The sequence below is a fragment of the Frankia sp. AgB1.9 genome, from assembly GCF_016786355.1.
GTDB lineage: Bacteria > Actinomycetota > Actinomycetes > Frankiales > Frankiaceae > Pseudofrankia.
In genome coordinates, this window is the sequence record NZ_JADWYX010000017.1 from 48554 (window position 1) to 65740 (window position 17187).

Sequence of the window (17187 nt, forward strand, 5' to 3'; positions counted from 1 at the left end):
CTCGCCCCAACCTGACGCCCGTCGGCGTTTTCGGCGGCCGGCTCGCCGGACGGCGGGAGCGGCGCTTCGCGGGCCGGCCAGCCGCGGCCTCGCGACCGGCCCCCGGATGCGGACCTGTCCATCGGGGTGACAGGTCCGCCCGCGGCCCTCGTCGGCCCGTCCCCATGGGCTCGGCCACGGTCACGCGGTCGGCCGAGGTGGCCTGTCTACCAGCGGTTTCGCGACACCGGGCCGGGGTGACCGGACCTCGGAGCGAGCGTTGCCGAGACCTCCGCCTTGGCATTTTCCGGCCAGACCAGGTGGCTGCGGGCACCGACGAAGGGGTCCGGCCCACGCTATTCTCAGACCAGACGTGAATCTGCCGACTTGTTTGCGGCACGGCAGCGCGTCAACCGGCACTGCATCGCATCAACCGGCACAGCATCGCGTCAACCGGTGCCGGGTTTCGAGTCACTACGGGGGTGCGCGGTTGTCTGTCAAGTGCGCGGAGGCTGGTCCGTGATGGCCGGCGTATTCGGGCTCAACAGCGCTGCGGCCGTCGCGTTGTCGGGCGAGCTTGCCGCCATTCGAGCGTCATTGGCGTCGCTCGGGTCGGATATCGACGAGGCGCGCGGCATCACGGGCTCGACCGATGTCGAGGACGCACTGGAAAGATTCGTGCGCGACTCGTCGGACAGCCGGGGAAATCTCGACCAACTGCTGGCCAGGGCAATCGGGCTCGTGAACGGGCTGGTCGACGGCACTGCTGCCGTCGATACGAGTCTCGCGCAGGCGCTCGGCCCGGCCGGCGGACCCGCGTCCTCGACACCGGACGTCGCCGGTGGGCTGGGCAGTGCTCTCGGCCTGGCCGCGGCGGCGGGCGCGGCGTGAACGCGCTGGTGACGGGGCAGCGCGGGTTCAGCCTGCGGGTCCCGGACTCCTGGTTCGCGTTCGACGTGCGGCGCGCGACGCGGACCGGGGATCTGGCCCGGCTGGTCGACGCGCGCACGGCGGCCCAGCCGCGTCTGCGGCCGTACCGTTCCGCGCTGCTCAAGATGCTGCGCGAGGTGGCTGACCGGGCCGAACGGCGGGGCGCCGTGTACTGCGCGGCCGCGCCGGCGGACGACCCGGGCGGCGGCACGGTCGCCACGCTGCTGGTGTTCCAGACCGCCGGCGCCGACGATCCGACGGACAGCACCGTCGCCGCGATCGCCGGGGCGCTGACGGCCCGAGCGCCGACCCAGCCGGGTGGGCCGTGGCGCACCGTCGAGATCGTCAGCATCCCGGCCGGCGACGCGGTCCGGATCCGTGCCGTCGAGCCAGCCGCGCTCGACGGCGGCACGGCAGTCGACACCGTCACGATGCAGACCCTCATTCCGGTGCCCACCACAGATCACGAGGAATGGCAAGTCGGCGTGCTGAACATCGTCCTCACCAGCCCTCACGTTGGTCTCGCCGACCCGTTGCTCGACCTTTTCGAGGCCATCAGCGACACGCTTCAGTGGTCGGCTGGCGACCCCCCTGGCTAGTTCCACCGACCCCGACGCGATTTCCCTTCGACTGACCACGCCACAGACATCGTCCGTCTACCCGACGCCTCGGCCTTTACGACCTTTGACGGGCCGCCCCTGCCCTCTTCCGCCCTTTCTCGCGCCGATGGGAGATCCCTCGATGGCGAACATCCAGGTCGACTATGAGGCCATCCGTTCAACGGCGACCGCGCTGTCCCGCGCGCACACCGACATGGAAGGCCAGCTGACGACGCTCAAAGGCCTGATCGACAACCTGGTGACCAGCGGCTTCATCACCGATCAGGCCTCCGGCCGGTTCCATGAGGCGTATGTCAGCTGGGACACCGGAACCCGCCAGGCCATGAGCGGTCTGACCGGCATGAGCCGGTTCCTCACCGACGCCATCTCCCAGCACGAGCAGCTCGACGTGACCCTCGGTCAGGCCGCGGGCGGGTAGCCGACCGCCCGCGGGAGTGGGGAGCACCGGATGAGCAGCGACTGGCAGGTGCTGGGCCTCGACGCCGATCCGACACCGGGAGACCCTGAGGCCGTCCATGCGCTTGCCACCCGGTTGGGGCGCAACGCGACGACGGCCGACGACGGAACCCGACGGCTGCGCACGGTCGCGGCCGGGGGCGGCGACCTGGCGATGCGGGGCGACTACGCGGCCAGCTACACCGGCGCGTTCGACGATCTCCCGGGCCAGCTGGCCAAGCTTGCCCGTGCCTACCGCGACTGCGGCACGGCGCTGTCCGCCTACGCCACCACGCTCGGGCGCGCGAAGTCCCAGGCCGGCGCCGCGCTACGACAGGGCCTCGACGCCCATACCCGCTACCAGGGCGCGATCGCCCGGGTCCAGACGATGCTGCCGGCCGAGCGGGCGCTGCTGCTGTGGCCGAACGACGAGCTCAGCCCGGGCTCGATCGCGGCCGCGACCGCCGACCTGACGGTGCCGAACGTGGCCGACCAGGTGCGGGTGGTCGCCCGGCAGGGCGAGGACGCCCGCCACGACCGTGACCTCGCGGCCCGGTTGGCCCGGGACGCCGCCAGCCTGCGCGGCGGCGCGGCCAGGACCTGCGCCGACGGGATCGACACCGCGCTGCGGGACAGCGGGATCAAGAACCGGCCTTGGTACCTCAAGGCGTGGGACAGCACCCGCCACGTCGTCACCGAGCCGTTCACGTCCTGGCACAACTTCGTCGGGTTCTGCGCTGACGTCGCACTCGTCGTGGGCGTCGCGGCGATGGTGATCTCCGGTCCGGCCGGCTGGATCCTCGGTGCCGTCGTGTTGGGCGCGGGCGCCGTCGTGCTCACGGACGCGCTGCGCCGATATGGCCGCGGCCAGGCATCGCTCGGCGAGGTGCTGATAGACGCGGTCGGCGTCATCCCCGGTGGCCGAGGCGCGGCCGAGGGCGCGCGCGGGCTCGGTGAGGCCGCACGGGCCGTCCGCGCGGGCCGCGGCGGTTCGCGGATCGTGACCGCGGCCCTGCGCGCGGGACGGGCGCGGCCGCTGGCGACCCTTGGCCGCCGGCTCGGGACCGCCACGCCACGCGGCCTGGAGGAGGCCGGCCGGATCCGCGGTCCGCTGCGGCGCGCGGAGGTGTACGCGAAGGGGGCCTGGTGCCGGGTCACCGGCCGCGACCCGATCGACCTGGCCAGCGGCCAGATGATCCTCGACCAGGACGACGTCGAGCTACCCGGCGTCCTGTCGTGGACGCTGCGGCGCACCTATCAGTCGGGCTACACCGCCGGCCGCTGGTTCGGCGCCGGCTGGAGCTCCACGGTGGACCTGCGGTTGGAGGTCGACGCCGTCGGCGTCTGCTTCGCGGCGGCGGACGGGGTCACGCTCGCTTTCCCGCATCCGACGCCGGGCGGACCCCCCGTGCTGCCCGAGGCGGGGCCACGGCTGGAGCTGGCGCTCGACGAGGCCGGCCATTACACGATCCTGGACGCGGCCGCCGGCCACAGCTACCGGTTCGCGGTTCCCGCCGACGGCCAGCGCGAGGTGGCGTTGCCGCTGGCCGCGGTCGTCGACCGCAACGGCAACCGGATCGAGCTCGGCTACGACGCCGACGGCGACCTCGCCCAGCTCAGCCATTCCGGCGGCTACCAGCTCACCGTGCGGACCGACGGCCACCGGATCGTGGCCGTCGGCGCCGCAACGGCCGAGGGCGAGCAGACTCTGGTCCGCTACGGCTACGACGCGACCGGCCAGCTCACCCAGGTGATCAACTCGTCGGGCCGGGCGCTGCGGTTCGACTACGACCCCGACGGTCGGATCGTCCGCTGGCTCGATCGCAACGGCACCGAGTACCGCTACACCTACGACGCCACCGGCCGGGTCGTGCGTACCGCCGGCTCGGACGACTACCTCGCCGGAACACTCGCCTACGACGACGAACGCCACGTCACGACGGAGACGAACTCCCTGGGGCAGGTCACCGCGCACCACTTCACCGATCGGCTGCGCCCCGCGCGCCAGGTCGACCCGCTCGGCAGGGTGACCACCTTCGGCTGGGACCGCTTCGACAACCGGACGACTGTCACCGATCCCCTCGGCCGCACGGTGCGCTGCCGCTACGACGACGTCGGCAACCTCGTCGCGGTCGAGCGGCCGGATGGCACCCGAACCACGACGACCTGGAACGCGCAGCGCCGGCCGCTGGCATCCGTGGACGCCGACGGCGCCCGCTGGGAGCGCGAGTACGACATCCGCGGCAACCTGATCGCCGTCGTCGACCCGACCGGTGCCCGCACCGAACTCGTCCACGACGACCGTGGCCGGCTGATCGCGGTCACCGACGCCCTCGGCCAGCTGACCCAGGTCGAGACCGACGCCGCCGGCCTGCCGATCGCCGTGATCGACCCGGCCGGCGCGGTCACCACCTGGGACCGTGACGCCCTCGGCCGCGTGGTCGCGACGACCGACCCGCTCGGCGGCGTCACCCGCCTCTCCTGGACACCCGAGGGCAAGCTGGCCAGCCGCAGTTTCCCCGACGGGACCGCCGACGCCTACCGGTACGACCCGGAGGGAAACCTCGTCGAACAGGTCGATCCGGCCGGCTTCACCACCCGCACCGAGTACACCCATTTCGATCTTCCGACGGTGTGCACGAGCCCCAACGGCAGCCGGATGGCCTACGGCTACGACACCGAACTCCGGCTGACCAGCGTCACCAACCCGCAGGGACTGCGCTGGAGCTACGAGTACGACGCCGCCGGCCAGCTCGTCGCCGAGACCGACTTCAACGGCCGAACGATCCGCTACGGCTACGACGCCGCCAGCCAGCTGATCGAGCGGACAAACGGCGCTGGCGAGACCGTCACCTTCGCCCGGGACTCGTGTGGGGACATCGTCGCTAGATCCGGTCCGGGCGGCGTCACCACGTTCGCCTACGACGCCGGCGGCCGAGTCGTACGTGCCACCAGCCCGGACGCCGAGGTCGTCTTCGAGCGCGACGTCCTCGGCCGTGTCACCGCGGAGAGCTGCGACGGGCGCCGCCTGACGTCGCGATACGACCCGTTGGGCCACCGAACCCGGCGCACCACCCCGTCGGGCGCCGTCAGCGCCTGGGAACACGACGCCGCCGGCCGCCCGCTGACGCTGCGCACGGCCGGCCAGCTCCTGACGTTCACCCATGACGCGGCCGGGCACGAGCTCGAACGCCACCTCGCCCGCGACGCCCCCGGCGGCGCCGAGGTCCTGCTCGCCCAGCGGTGGGACGCGAGGGATCAGCTCCGCTCCCAGGCGCTGGTCGCCGGTCCGGCTGGCTTTGCCGGCCCGGGCCTCGCGGAGCCTGGGCAGCCGCCCGGCACCTCCAGGCTTCTGCAACGCCGCGACTTCACCTACACCTCGGACGGCTACCTCGCCGAGACCGACGATCTCCTGGCCGGCGTGCGCCACTTCGAGCTCGACGCGATGCGCCGCGTCACCGCCGTCCGGGGCGCCGCCTGGGCGGAGCGCTACGCCTACGACCCGGCCGGCAACCTCACGGGCGCCGCGTGGCCGGCGTCTGTCGACCCCGACACCGCCGACGAACAGGGCGAGCGCCGTTATGACGGCACGCTGATCCGTCAGGCTGGCACGACCCGCTACGAGCACGACGCGCAAGGCCGGGTAACCCTGCGCCAGCAGCTCCACGCCCCCGGGGAAACCGACGAGTGGCGGTACACCTGGGACGCCGACGATCGCCTGACCGCCGTCACCACCCCCGACGGCACCGTCTGGCAATACCGCTACGACGGCTTCGGCCGCCGCATTGCCAAACAACGTCTCAGCAGCGCCGGCGACATCATCGAACAGATCACCTTCGTCTGGGATGGCCTCGTACTCGCCGAACAGCACCACACGGTCCATACCGCGCAGGGCGAAACCGGCGGCCCGGCTACCGCGACAACGGTCACCACCTGGGACTGGGAACCCAACACGTTCCGACCTCTCACCCAGTCCGAACGCCACCCCACCGGCGGCCAAGCCCCTTCTGCGAGCTCTCGGCCAGACGACCCCGATCAGGCCTGGTACGACGCCCGGTTCCACGCCATCATCACCGACCTGATCGGCACCCCAACCGAGCTGGTCGACCCCGACGGGCGCCTAGCCTGGCACTCCCACTCGACGCTCTGGGGCGTCTCCCCACCATCCACCCCGACCACGACCGACTGCCCGCTACGCTTCCCCGGCCAGTACCACGACCCCGAAACCGGCCTCAACTACAACTTCCACCGCTATTACGACCCAGCGACAGCGCGTTACGGGACGTCCGACGCATTGGGACTCTCCCCTTCATCCAATCCTTGGACCTACGTAACGAACCCGCAAATTTGGCTGGACCCCTTCGGACTTGCTCCATGCAAGGATTTCCTCCACGCATTCGGCAACGCACAAGGACCTCGAGCCCCTCGTCTCGGGAAAGATTTCGACGTCAGCCCCGACGGCATGATAATTCCACAGGAACCCCCCGAGGTGAAAGGGGCCTCAACATTCGCAGACGTCACGAATGTGCCGGTGCGTGGAATATATCATTCCATACCCGCCGACACCCCGATGCCAGATGGGATCGGACTCATTCGAGATGGCAGAGATGCCGGCGGCATACACTTTCCGACCCACGCAAGCATATATCCAACAAAACCGATGAAACCAGAAGATTTTGTAGATAAATTCCTCGGGCTACCCTGGAAACGCGCCGGAAGAAAGAACTAGAATGGAACCCTGGGAAGACCTGGTGGAAGCCGAGAACGCGTTCATTGCTGCGAGGATGCGACTATTCAAGGTCGACATCAAATCCCAGCTTCGGCAGGCGCTCGGAACTCGGCGAGGGCGGGCTACCGCATTGCGGGTACTACACGAAGGTCCAGAATCACTAACGATGGACCTTATCGACGATGTCTTTGATGCGGCGATCGGCGCCACCGATGACATCCTATTTGCGCGGGACGCTCTTCGTCGCGTCGACCCGGGGTGGCTGGCTATCGCATTGCGCCCCCTCATCGCGAGACATTTCATGGAGCCGACAGAGCCAATCGATTGGCTCGACTACAGATGCGTGGCCGACCTCCTAGATGATCTCAAGCAGATCAACCTTCTCAACATCTTCATCAAGTGGGCATCAGAGGTCGATGACCCCGAGGTACAGGACGTTGTGGACGACTATCGCGACCTACCCGGCCAGGAGAACTCGGAGAGCCTGTAGCAACACACAGGCCAAGCCTCGACGAGTTCGCTGCGGTAGTGAACGTAGTCGAAGAATCGCTTCGACTGGTCGACATGATCTTGTGTCGCTGCCGGTGCGTCGAGACGTGCCGGGTTTAGGGGACAGCGCAGGTGGAACGGGAGCAGCGGCGTGGAGAGGATGACCAACCGGCGCGTTGGAGGAGGATCGCGACCTCTGCGGCGACATCGCAGGGGGTTTCGAAGATCGCGGCCGAGCCGTAGCGCAGTGGCTGGTCGCCGACCAGTATCGCCTCGTTGTCGGCGCGACGGTCACGCGTCTGCGCATGAGCTGGATGGGCTATCGCGCCGTCGAGTTCCACTCGAAGGCGGTACTCGCGGTAGAACACGTCGTCCCGCCGGTGGCCTCCTCTACGAGGTCGAGCAGCCTGGCGTTCGGCGGAAGGCAGAGCGTGGGCTCGCTCGACGTCACGCAGGTACCTGACTTCCAGCAACGAATGGCAGCCCAACTCGACGTCTTGCGCTGCGGCCGCCAGTGGGGCCCGCCAGCGCATCTTCGGCCGTACGTCCATCGTGCCTTTAAGACGCTCGGCGGTCGTGAGCCGGGCACCGACAGCTCGCGCCAACCAGCTGATCGCCTCGTCGAGATTCCGGGAACATTGGGTCAGGTCGACGACAGCCTCTTCGAATCGGCTCTGCGGCGGACTTTTCACCGGATGCCGGGCCAAAGTGCTTCGATGGCTCCGATGCATCCGAACTCCGGCGACCGGGCGAGGGCTACGCGGATGCGGCACAGTGACATGGATAATTGGACTTGGTCGGTCTACTAGCCCCGTCAATTCTGCCACCGTGTAGTGGCTGAGCATCGCTCCCTCGCCAGCCTGCAGCACGGCCGCCCAGAGCTGGGCTTCGCGGGGTAGCGGGCCACTAAACGTGGCATAAATCCCTGGGAAAACACACGACCAGCGACCCCCGGAAATATTGGCCCTAATATGACCCCGAGTGACCCCACTCCCGAGCGCCTGTTCCAGACTGATGATTCCGCATTGCAACCCGACCAGCTCCTCGACCATCCACCCAGAATGCTTGTCTTCCACCGCCGATACAACCAAGCAGGCCAATCTGTGGAAACCGCGCCCCCTGTGGACAGGCCGGCTTCGTGATCGGGTGGATTCGGGGTCGCCAGGGCTACCCCGAATCCACCCGATCACGAAAATGCCAGCCGGCGTTGCTCTGCGGTCGGTGGCCAGGTCGGTCACGCAGCCCATCCAATCGGTCGGCCAACAACCAGTCGCTCGGCCTAACCCGGCCGCTCGACCCAGAACCGGCCGTTCGGCCCAATTCGGCCGCCCGGCGCGTTCGATCGATCGGCCCACTGCGCCGGAGCCCGAGGTTCGTGTGGAGCGAGACCTCGAGTGCCGCATCTGACGAGGTCGGCCTCGTCCCTAGACCGGCAAGATCGCTGTTTTCGCCCTCGCGTGGCTGTAACTAGGACGGTTTTGTGACCACGTGAGAGCCAAAACGGCGATCAAGCCAGCGGCTGGCCTGGCCGGACCCGGCACTGGGAATTTTCCGCGCATTTCGGCCATGCGGGCGACGCCGCCCGTATTGACCAAGATCCAGATTGAGCTCAGTCCAGCGCTACTGGGTCAGGTTGCGAGCTGGATCAAGGTTGCGGTTCCGCGGATGGTGAGGTAGGCCCGGCCTGGCGGGGTGGGGAAGAGTTGGTCGGGTTCGAGGCGGAGGTTGTGTTCGCGGGCGGTGTGCGGGGAGGTCGGGGTTAGCAGGAGGAGGCCGCCGGACGTCCTGATCTCGTTGGTTACCTTGAGCAGGGACCGGCGCTGGCCGTTGAGGATGGGTGTGGCGTCGCCGCACAGGATGAGGGCTTTGTGGCCGGCTGCGGCTGGGCTAGCGGCTTCTTCGAGCAGGGTGCGGGCATCGGCGAAGTTGACGACCGTCGGCTCGATGGTGAGGTGGTCGCAGTCGTCCACGATCACGGCGAAACGGCTGTCGCCGAAGGTCTCGGCGGCTTCGCGGAGTTGAGTGTCCTTGACGTCGCCGGCGCGGACGAGGCGGATACCCGGGTCATCGTTGCCGAGAAGGGCAGGGAGCGGCGATCTTGGCGGCGCGACGACCAGAGCGCCGACGCCGAGACGGCGAAGGCCCTGGACGATGGTCGCGGCCGCGGTCGTGCGGCCCGAGCCGGGCGGGCCGGAGACGAGCAGGGCGTGCGGTCCCGGACCGAACAGGTCGAGACCGACGGTCGCCACGTCCTTTCCCCCGATGCCGAGCGGGAGCCAGGTCGGGGAGGGTGCGGGATGTAGCGCCGGAAGCTCGTCGGATCGCACTCGGGTCGGCATCGACGGAAATTGGCGCGGCAGTCCGAATGCCAACGGAGCGACCGCGGTCGGCGGCACGAATGCCCGCCGGTGGGTCGCCGACGCGAAGTCGGCCGGTGGACGGACGCCATCCGCGTTGACGGCCGGGCTGCTCTCGGAACCGCTGGCCATCCCGAGTTGTCGAGCGAAGCCGGCCCGGTCAGGCTCCGGCCTGCGGTCCGGGCCGCGGGCGTCGTCAACGGCAGGCCCGAGCCTGAGCTGGGTGACGTACTCGGTCAGGCGGGCCGCCGAGAGGTGGGAACGGGCCAGTTGGAGGTGGGTACCGGTCGCGGCGTCGACGGCCCGGCCGGGGAGGTCGGGCGGGCTCGCGGTGCCGGTCGGGTAGTGCAGTCGGCGCAGTTCCTCTTTGCCAAACGGCAGCAGAAGCCGGCGGGTGAACAAGGCCGCCGTTCGGCCGCCGGCGAGATCCTGGCCGCCGAGCAGGATGACGTGAACTCCGACCGGTGGTCCGGCCGCGATCACCTCGCGTAGTTCCTGCAACGGGGTCGTCTCTACGAAATTCGGGTCGGCCCGGTTCTCGAAGTACTCCCAGCCGTCGACGATCAGCACGATCCACGGCCGCCGCCCGCCCCCGCCTGGCCCAGCGGCCGTGGGCCCGCCCCCGGTGCCGCCATGGCCGGCCGGCCCCGCGCGGGTGGACAGCCGAGTGGTGACCTCTTCGAGCAGCCAGGCGGCCAGTCGGCGGATGCGGTCAGGTTCCGCGGTGGAGACGACGGCGCCGCAGTGTGGCAGCGCCCCGTAGGCGTCGAGGCCAGCCGGTTGTCGTTCGATGACGTAGACATGCGCCTCGTCGGGCCGAAACCGTGCGGCCATACCGGTGATGAGCGCGGCGGCGAGCGTGGTGCGGCCGCTTTGCGGTCCGCCCGCGGCCAGGAGCCGGTCGGTGCCGGCAAGGTCGAAGACCAGCGGCGGTTGTGCCTGAACGGCCGGCTCGTCGGCCAGGCCGACGGGGATCTCCGTAGCGCCGGCCGGTGTCGTCGCGGCGGCGGCCAGGTCGGCGATGGTCAGGTCAGCGGGCAACGGTGGCAGCAGCGGCCGGAACGGTGCCGGTAGGTCCGCCCGGGCCGCCGCCTCCTCGATGGCGCGGATAGTCAGCGTCTGGTCGGTGGCGGCGCCCCCGTGGTCGACCTTCTCCTCTGGCCGCGGCAGGCCGAGCGCGCCCCAGTCGACCACGCGGACCCGGGCAGGGGGCGCGCCGTCGGCGGGGGGCGGGTCGCCGAGGTAGCCAGACTGGAACGGCCGCGGCGCGCGGGTCTCGTCCTTGGTGAAGAGGATCATGCCGCGTCCGCGCAGGCGGCCCGGGATGGCCGCCGCATCGGGAACACCGAGGACCTCGACGCTGTCAGCCGGCTCGTTCTGCCGCAGGGTGATCCGCAGGTCGATGTTGTTCTTCAGCTCGGCGGAGAGCTTTCCCTGCAGCGACTGGGTCGCCAGTACCAGGTGCATGCCCAGCGATCGCCCCTTGCCAGCGACGTTGACCAACTCACGCAGAAAGTCTGGCGAGGTCTCCAGCACCCGGGCGAACTCGTCGAACACCAGCACAAGCCGCGGCAACGGCGCCGTCGGGCGGCCACTACGTCGGGCACGCCAGTACTCGTCGATCTCGCCGCCGTGCCGCGCGAGGAGCCGTTCCCGCCGGTGGACCTCGGCTCGGACCGAGGCGAGCACGCGCCGGGCGGCCGCCTGGTCGAACACGTCGGCCGGCGTCTCCCCGGTCGAGCGCAGCAGCGCGACCACATGGGGGCAGTTCTCGAAGGGCAGGAACGCGCTGCCGCCCTTGAAGTCGATGAGCACCAGGTTCAGCTCGTCCGGCGTGTTCGCCAGCAGCAGGGACGTCACCAGCGTCTGCAGCAGGATGCTCTTGCCCGCGCCGGTCGCGCCGCCGAGCATGGTGTGCGGTCCCTGGCCGGCAAGGTCGATGGTGACGGGCCCGTCGGCGTCGGCGCCGAGAACGACGCGGGTGGTCGGTCCCGGCGCGGCGGCCCACAGCTCGGCGACGGCGCCGGCGCTCGGCCGTTGGATGCCGACCAGGTCGAGGAGCCGGACCTGCCTGGGAATGCTTGCCGTTGTGCCGCCGAGGCTCAGCCGGTCCCGCATCGGCGCGATCGCGCGGGCGAGCTCCTCGGCCAGCTCGGTGTCGAGCCCCTCGGCGACACCGTGTAACGGCGGCTCGCCCCGCCCGCGTGTGAGCTCCAGGGCAAGGTGGTCGTCTACGACGCAGGTGCCGCGGCATTCGTTCGGCGCGGTCCGGTCGACCGCGAGAACGTAGACGCCCGCCTCGGGACCGTCGCGAAGGACCGCCTTCATCCCGGGCAGGTTGCGCAGGGCGAGCGCGCCGTCCAGCAGGACGACCACGTCCACCTCGTGGCGGACATTGGTGTTCCCGCGCCGTTCGGCCAGCCGGATCGAGATCAGCTCGCGCAGCTCGCGGACGCGGTCGGCCCGCGTGGACGCCGTGTTCCCGACCCAACAGGGGAGATCGCCGGCTTCGCTGTCGTAGGTGTGCGGCAGCCAGGTCGCCCAGGAAAGGTCGGCGTCGTCGGTCGAGGTGATGAGCACGAGGCGCAGGTCGTCGGGGCTGCGCAGCGTACCGAGCTGGATCAGCAGCCAGCGGGCCAGCGATCCCGCGGTGGCCGCCGACCCGACGATGCCGAGGACTCCGACGGCGCGCAGGTCGACCGTCAGCGGAATCCCGCGTAGCTCAGGCTCCTGGAAGCCGGCCCACCGCTCGCCGCGGATCACGAACGATGGCGCGGCGGTGCCGACGCCGAGCCGCAGGGACAGTCCATCTGGTGAGTCCGCGTTACGGGGCCACAGGTGCCGGCTGGCGCCGGTCGCCGCCAGTGTCACCTCGACGAGGTCTGGTGCCCGCGCCCGACGGGTCCGCTCCTCGTCGGCGATCCTTGCGCCGAGATCGCGGGCCACGCCGGCTGTGGCTTCTTCATAACGCCCGCGGTCCAGCCGGCGTTGGCGACGGTCGCTCACCTGGGTACCGATCACGCCCAGCGGGCCTAGCAGGCACATGAGCAGGACAAGCGTGCGGTGCGTGACCACGGCGAGCACCAGGCCCATCGCCACCGGAAGCAGCGCTGAGAGCCAGGTTCCCAGCCGGGAGGTGGGTGGCCGGGTCGGCGGAGCCGGCAGCACGATCTCGGCTGGGTGGACGGCCGGTGGGGAGATGAACGTCCGGTCGAAGTCGAGCCGGCCGTCACCACCCGGCTTCGTGGTCAGGCCGGCGGCCGGCAGCGGAACCCATTCGAGCCGGTCGGAACCGACCTGGAGCAGCGAGCCGGCCGACAGCGCGGCCGGTTCGGTCAGCCGTTCGCCATCGAGGAAGGTGCCGTTGAAGGAGCCGACGTCGACGGCCTCCGCTCGGCCCAGAACATCGATCTCGATCTCGACGTGCTCGCGGGAGGCCTGCTCGCAGTGCAGCACGAGGTCGGCGTCGCCGGTGCGGGCCGCCGTCCGCCGACCAGGCGGGAGCCAGGCGACGAGTCCCGTGTCGGGCCCGTCGAGGACCCGCAGCGCGCCGACAGCCCCCGGCTCCAGCGCGCGCTGGAGCGGGCCGGGCGCGCCGATGCTGACGGTCGCGCCCTGGAGCAGCGGGCTCTCCCCCACGGTGGCCGTCGGGTCGAGAAGCTGCTCGCCGACATAGCAGGGACGGCCGGCGGCGGGCAGCGGCAGCGCGGCCAGAACGGACGCGAGGGTGGTGGCGGGCTCCGCGGTGATCTCGACGTCACGGCTCGCGCCCGTGGACGCGTGTCGCACCGTCACCCTGATGATCACACCAGGCTCGCCTCCGAGACCCGTGCCGCACCATGACCTGCCGCCGCGGTGACCCGCCGGCGTCGCGACCCCATGTCGCCGTGACCCGCTGCCGTGACCAGTGATGTGACCCAGTGATGCGACCCAAAACCAGACCCGCGCACGACGCCGAACTGGTGATCTTCTGTGCGCTGTCAGACTAGCCGGAAATCGTCCCGCTCCGGGCGGGGTTGAACCGCTCCGCATGCGGCCGGCCGCCGGCCCGAGGCGGGTCGACGGCCGAGCCGAGAGCTTCCGTTCTCTTTATGCCCCAGCGGTTATGAGTCGTCGGCAGAGGCGGTCGGCCAGCTCGGTGCCGGGGGTGTCGATGCGGCCGAGGGGTCGGGCCCGCCCTGGTCGAGCCGGAAGGGCGGGCAGACGTCGGTCATCAGGGCCGCGTAGGCGATGACCCGGGCGCGGTCCCCACCGTCAGCCGTCGCGTTCTTCCGGCTCGGCCGCGCCATTGGCGCCCGCGGGCGAGAGCGACTCCGAACGGCGCGCGTCGGCCGGGCGCTGGTTACGACGGATCATGTCGACGATCTCGGTCACCGGGCCGACCGCGAGCAGCTCGTCGCCGGCCCGCAACCGGGTGTGGCGGCTGGGCCGCAGGTTGGGACGGACCGGTCCCGCGCCGTTCACCGCCGGAACGGGAGTCTTCCCGTTGGACCCGGCCCTGTGCGGCTCCGCCGCGGCCGGCGAGGCGGCCGCGGAGGCCGCCGCGGTGACGGCCAGGATGCGGGCCCCGGTGGCCAGCTCGGCGAGGGTCGGGCCGACCAGGGCGGCACCGGGCCGCACGACCATGCGAGCGACCAGGAACGGGGTGCGTTCGACGTAGAAGGTGCTGATGACGTCGTAACCGAGCGCCGCGCCGACGAAGTAGGGCGACGCGAGCGCCGCGGCACTGCGCACGGTGTGGATGTCGAAGCGACGCTCCACCTCCGAGGTCATCGACGAGTCGGCGACGCGCAGCACCACCCGCAACGCGGGCTCGTCGGGCCCGGCATCCGGGGTCGGGCCGGCCGCGACGCGGGCATGCCGCTGGTAGGACCGGCCGCCCGCCTTGCTGGCGGCGTGGCGGGCCGCAATCCGCTCGTCGCGCGCCTGGGCTAGCTCCTCATAGGCATCGCGCGCGGACAGCACGGTCTCCAGGTTGGCGACGCCGTCGCTGGTCAGAGCCGCGATCGCGGTCGCACGGCCGAGACCGGCCTGCAGCAGGGTGGTCCGCACCGTCGCGTCACCGATCACCACCGGCACGCCACGCTCACGCGCGACCGGCAGGAACCGGTTGTGCTCATCCCGCTCGATCACCACCACGGCCCGGCCGGCACGCAGTAGCCCTTCCATCGTCGCCGTGCCGATCTTGCCAAGCCCGCACAGCACCACATGGCCGCGCACGGTGCCGGCCCGGCCGCGACCGAGCGCCTTCTCCAGCTTCCGACTGATGATGACGTTGGTGATGAACGCGTAGATGACGGCGACCGAGAGGGCGCCGAACAGCATCAGAAGGATGCCGAAGGCCTGTAGCCAATGGCTCGCGTCGCCAAAGTTGAAGTCGCCGTAGCCGACCGTCGTCATCGTCTCGACCGTCAGATAAAGCGCGTCGAAGGCGTCGAAGTCGGCCGGGGCGTCCGGGTCGTTGGCGGCGTAGGTCAGTCTCAGCACGACGGTGCTCAGGACGACGAGCGTGAGCACGGCGCCGAGCGCCCAGCGGAACGGGCCGTCGAACTCGCCGCGGATGGTCGCGAGTAGCGCCCGGGCCCGGCCGAGGGGTCCCTGGCCCGCCTCACTCCGCAGGATGGGGTTGGACCCGGACCGTTCCTGCCGTTTACGCGCGACGGCGGCGATCTCGGCGAAGGTGCGGGCATCGTGCATGCCCGCGACCGTCAGTCCGCGGGCGTCGAACTCGGCGAGACGGCCCAGCATCGTCAGCTGGTCCCCCGGTGCCAGCGGGATGTCTCGCGGTGGGCAGAGGACCGGGTCCCGGTCGGCCGGCCGGCGCAACGCGATCGGGGTGAGGTCGCCGTAGCGGGCCCGGAACGCGTCCGCTTCGTCGACGACCGCGTCGACGACCGCGAAGACCTCCGGAGCTTCTTGGTCGTGGTTGGTCGCCGGATCCGCGAACAAGGTGAAGGCATGGACCACATCGGACCGGATACAGGCCTCGACAAAGCTCGGCCCGACCCGGTCCGCCATGTTGATGACCGTCGCGGCCGGGATCGCGGCGGCGAGCTGGTCGCCGAGCTGGGCGTTGTCGATGCTCACGACCAGGCGCCTGTTCGGCGCGACCTCGGCGGCGGCGATCGCGGTCTGCAGATTGTCCAGATCCAGGTCTCCGCAGGCGGCGACGGCCAGAGCCGTGTCGATGTCCGCCTCGCGCAGCGCCTCCGGGCTGTGCGCGCTCTCGGGGACCACTCGGACGCCGCTGCGTTCCAGCCGCCGGCGTGAGCCCGTCGGGTCGCGGTCGTCCACGACCACCACAGCGACCCCAGACGCCACCAGCTGCTCAGCCACCCGCGAACCCAGAGCGCTCAGCCCGCAGACGATGACGTGCCCCGACACCTTCGCCACGCCGTTCCTGCCTCCTTCGCTGAGGAGAGCGAACCACGACTGTCTGTCCACGGTGGAACGGGTCCGTTTCCCCGTTGGAACGGCCCGCTCGGGGCGAGGATCGGGGGCCCCGCGCCGTTGCCGGCGATAGACGGACCTATCCCCTCGGACGCGACGAGAGCCCCACCGAACCTCGATCGCCCCAACCCGGGTCCGCTCTCGATATATCGAGATATGCTCGTAACGGTCATCGAGGTCCGAGGAGCAACCATGACGACACCATCCGTTCGGGGCACCGCCGGCCGCCGAGGGCATCGCCCGCCGCCACGCCAGGTCGAGGTCGTGGGAGTCGAACGACTGACCCCGCGCCTGACGGCCATCCAGTTCAGCGGGGCGGGACTCGTGGGCTTCCCCACGCCGCCGCCGACCGCCCACATCAAGGTCTTTCTTCCCGACGAGACCGGCGCCCTCGCGCTTCCGCAGGCTGGTCCCGACGGTCTGGTCATGCCGGCCGGGAAACGCCCGACGATGCGCACCTACACGCCACGCCGCTACGACCCGGCGACCAACACCCTTGAGGTCCAGTTCGTGCTGCACGGGGAGGGCCCGGCGTCGACCTGGGCGCAGCGGGCGGCGGTCGGCGACCAGGTGGCCATCGCTGGTCCCGGCGGCCGGTTCGCCCTCGACGAGACCGTGCCGCACTGGTGGATCGGCGCTGACGAGAGCGCGATCCCCGCCGTGGCGACCCTGCTCGAGGCACTTCGTGACACCGCGACCGCCGAGGTCCACCTGGAGGTGGCCGGCGCGCAGGACGAGCTGCCGCTGCCCGCTCCGGCCGGTGCCACGGTCACCTGGCACCATCGACGCGTCGCCGACGCCTGGGGAGCCGAGCTCGCAGCGGCGGCGAGGTCCACGACCCTGCCTGCCGGCACGCAGGTCTGGGTTGCCTGCGAGTCGGGCGCCGTACGCCAGCTGCGGTCGTACTTCCTGACCGAGCGGCAGTGGCCCCGCACCGCCCTGACCTCCAGGGGCTACTGGCGTCTCGGCGCGGCCGACCACCCGGACCACGACTACGGCGAGGACTGACCTCCCGGGGCCTCCCGATCTTCGTCCAGCCCTGCGCAGCGGATTCGGCTTTGGCGGCGAGCAGGTGCTTTGGCGCCCAAGAGAAGTGTTCGCCGAAGGCCCTCCATTCGGCGAGCGGTGGCGCATATGCTCCGGATATCGGGCGATTCCGCCAAAGGTTTGTGTGACTCGACATGTGAGGCTGTCGTGT

General features: G+C 70.5%; 9 protein-coding genes and 1 pseudogene. 7 read left to right on the plus strand and 3 right to left on the minus strand.

The genetic code is table 11. The annotated features are described in order from the left end of the window. Nucleotides 1–501: 501 nt before the first annotated feature. The 6 genes from I6A60_RS08720 (at nucleotide 502) to I6A60_RS08745 (ending at nucleotide 7991) form a co-directional block, all read left to right on the plus strand. The gene (locus tag I6A60_RS08720; protein ID WP_203042639.1) at nucleotides 502–870 is read left to right on the plus strand and encodes a hypothetical protein; all 369 of its coding nucleotides are present in this window, start codon (nucleotides 502–504) and stop codon (nucleotides 868–870) included. Beyond that, a complete protein-coding gene (locus tag I6A60_RS08725; protein ID WP_203012593.1) occupies nucleotides 867–1508 on the plus strand; it encodes a hypothetical protein in 642 nt (213 codons plus the stop codon). The genes I6A60_RS08720 and I6A60_RS08725 overlap by 4 nt, the downstream gene beginning before the upstream one ends. Nucleotides 1509–1650: 142 nt before the next feature. Continuing rightward, a complete protein-coding gene (locus I6A60_RS08730; protein ID WP_203012594.1) occupies nucleotides 1651–1947 on the plus strand; it encodes a WXG100 family type VII secretion target in 297 nt (98 codons plus the stop codon). Between the two features lie 30 nt (nucleotides 1948–1977). Beyond that, nucleotides 1978–6693, plus strand: a complete 4716-nt coding sequence (locus I6A60_RS08735) for a DUF6531 domain-containing protein (RefSeq protein WP_203055590.1) — start codon at nucleotides 1978–1980, stop codon at nucleotides 6691–6693. A gap of 166 nt (nucleotides 6694–6859) precedes the next feature. Further along, the gene (locus tag I6A60_RS08740; RefSeq protein ID WP_203012596.1) at nucleotides 6860–7183 is read left to right on the plus strand and encodes a hypothetical protein; all 324 of its coding nucleotides are present in this window, start codon (nucleotides 6860–6862) and stop codon (nucleotides 7181–7183) included. A gap of 175 nt (nucleotides 7184–7358) precedes the next feature. Beyond that, the gene (locus I6A60_RS08745; protein ID WP_203012598.1) at nucleotides 7359–7991 is read left to right on the plus strand and encodes a hypothetical protein; all 633 of its coding nucleotides are present in this window, start codon (nucleotides 7359–7361) and stop codon (nucleotides 7989–7991) included. An 819-nt stretch (nucleotides 7992–8810) separates the two neighbouring features. Here I6A60_RS08745 and I6A60_RS08750 read toward each other — a convergent pair. The 3 genes and pseudogenes from I6A60_RS08750 to I6A60_RS08755 all read right to left on the minus strand — a co-directional run bounded on the left by I6A60_RS08750 (nucleotide 8811) and on the right by I6A60_RS08755 (nucleotide 15932). Next, nucleotides 8811–13334: an FtsK/SpoIIIE domain-containing protein gene (locus I6A60_RS08750; protein WP_307873589.1), complete on the minus strand. Its 4524-nt coding sequence runs from the start codon at nucleotides 13332–13334 to the stop codon at nucleotides 8811–8813. Between the two features lie 308 nt (nucleotides 13335–13642). Further along, nucleotides 13643–13777: pseudogene (locus tag I6A60_RS43950) on the minus strand (DUF4389 domain-containing protein); the annotation flags it as partial. Between the two features lie 16 nt (nucleotides 13778–13793). Beyond that, on the minus strand, nucleotides 13794–15932 hold the full coding sequence (locus I6A60_RS08755; protein ID WP_203012610.1) for an NAD-binding protein: 2139 nt from the start codon (nucleotides 15930–15932) through the stop codon (nucleotides 13794–13796). 249 nt (nucleotides 15933–16181) lie between these two features. On the opposite strand from I6A60_RS08755, the gene I6A60_RS08760 reads away from it, so the two are divergent. Continuing rightward, nucleotides 16182–16997 (plus strand): siderophore-interacting protein, encoded by an 816-nt coding sequence (locus I6A60_RS08760; protein WP_203012611.1) that lies wholly within the window; start codon nucleotides 16182–16184, stop codon nucleotides 16995–16997. The last annotated feature ends 190 nt before the right edge of the window (nucleotides 16998–17187 follow it).

Excerpts from the sequence above, each read along its gene's own strand:
- I6A60_RS08720 (WP_203042639.1), top strand. The coding sequence starts at position 502 with ATGGCCGGCGTATTCGGGCTCAACAGCGCTGCGGCCGTCGCGTTGTCG.
- I6A60_RS08730 (WP_203012594.1), top strand. The coding sequence starts at position 1,651 with ATGGCGAACATCCAGGTCGACTATGAGGCCATCCGTTCAACGGCGACC.
- I6A60_RS08735 (WP_203055590.1), top strand. The coding sequence starts at position 1,978 with ATGAGCAGCGACTGGCAGGTGCTGGGCCTCGACGCCGATCCGACACCG.
- I6A60_RS08740 (WP_203012596.1), top strand. The coding sequence starts at position 6,860 with ATGGACCTTATCGACGATGTCTTTGATGCGGCGATCGGCGCCACCGAT.
- I6A60_RS08760 (WP_203012611.1), top strand. The coding sequence starts at position 16,182 with ATGACGACACCATCCGTTCGGGGCACCGCCGGCCGCCGAGGGCATCGC.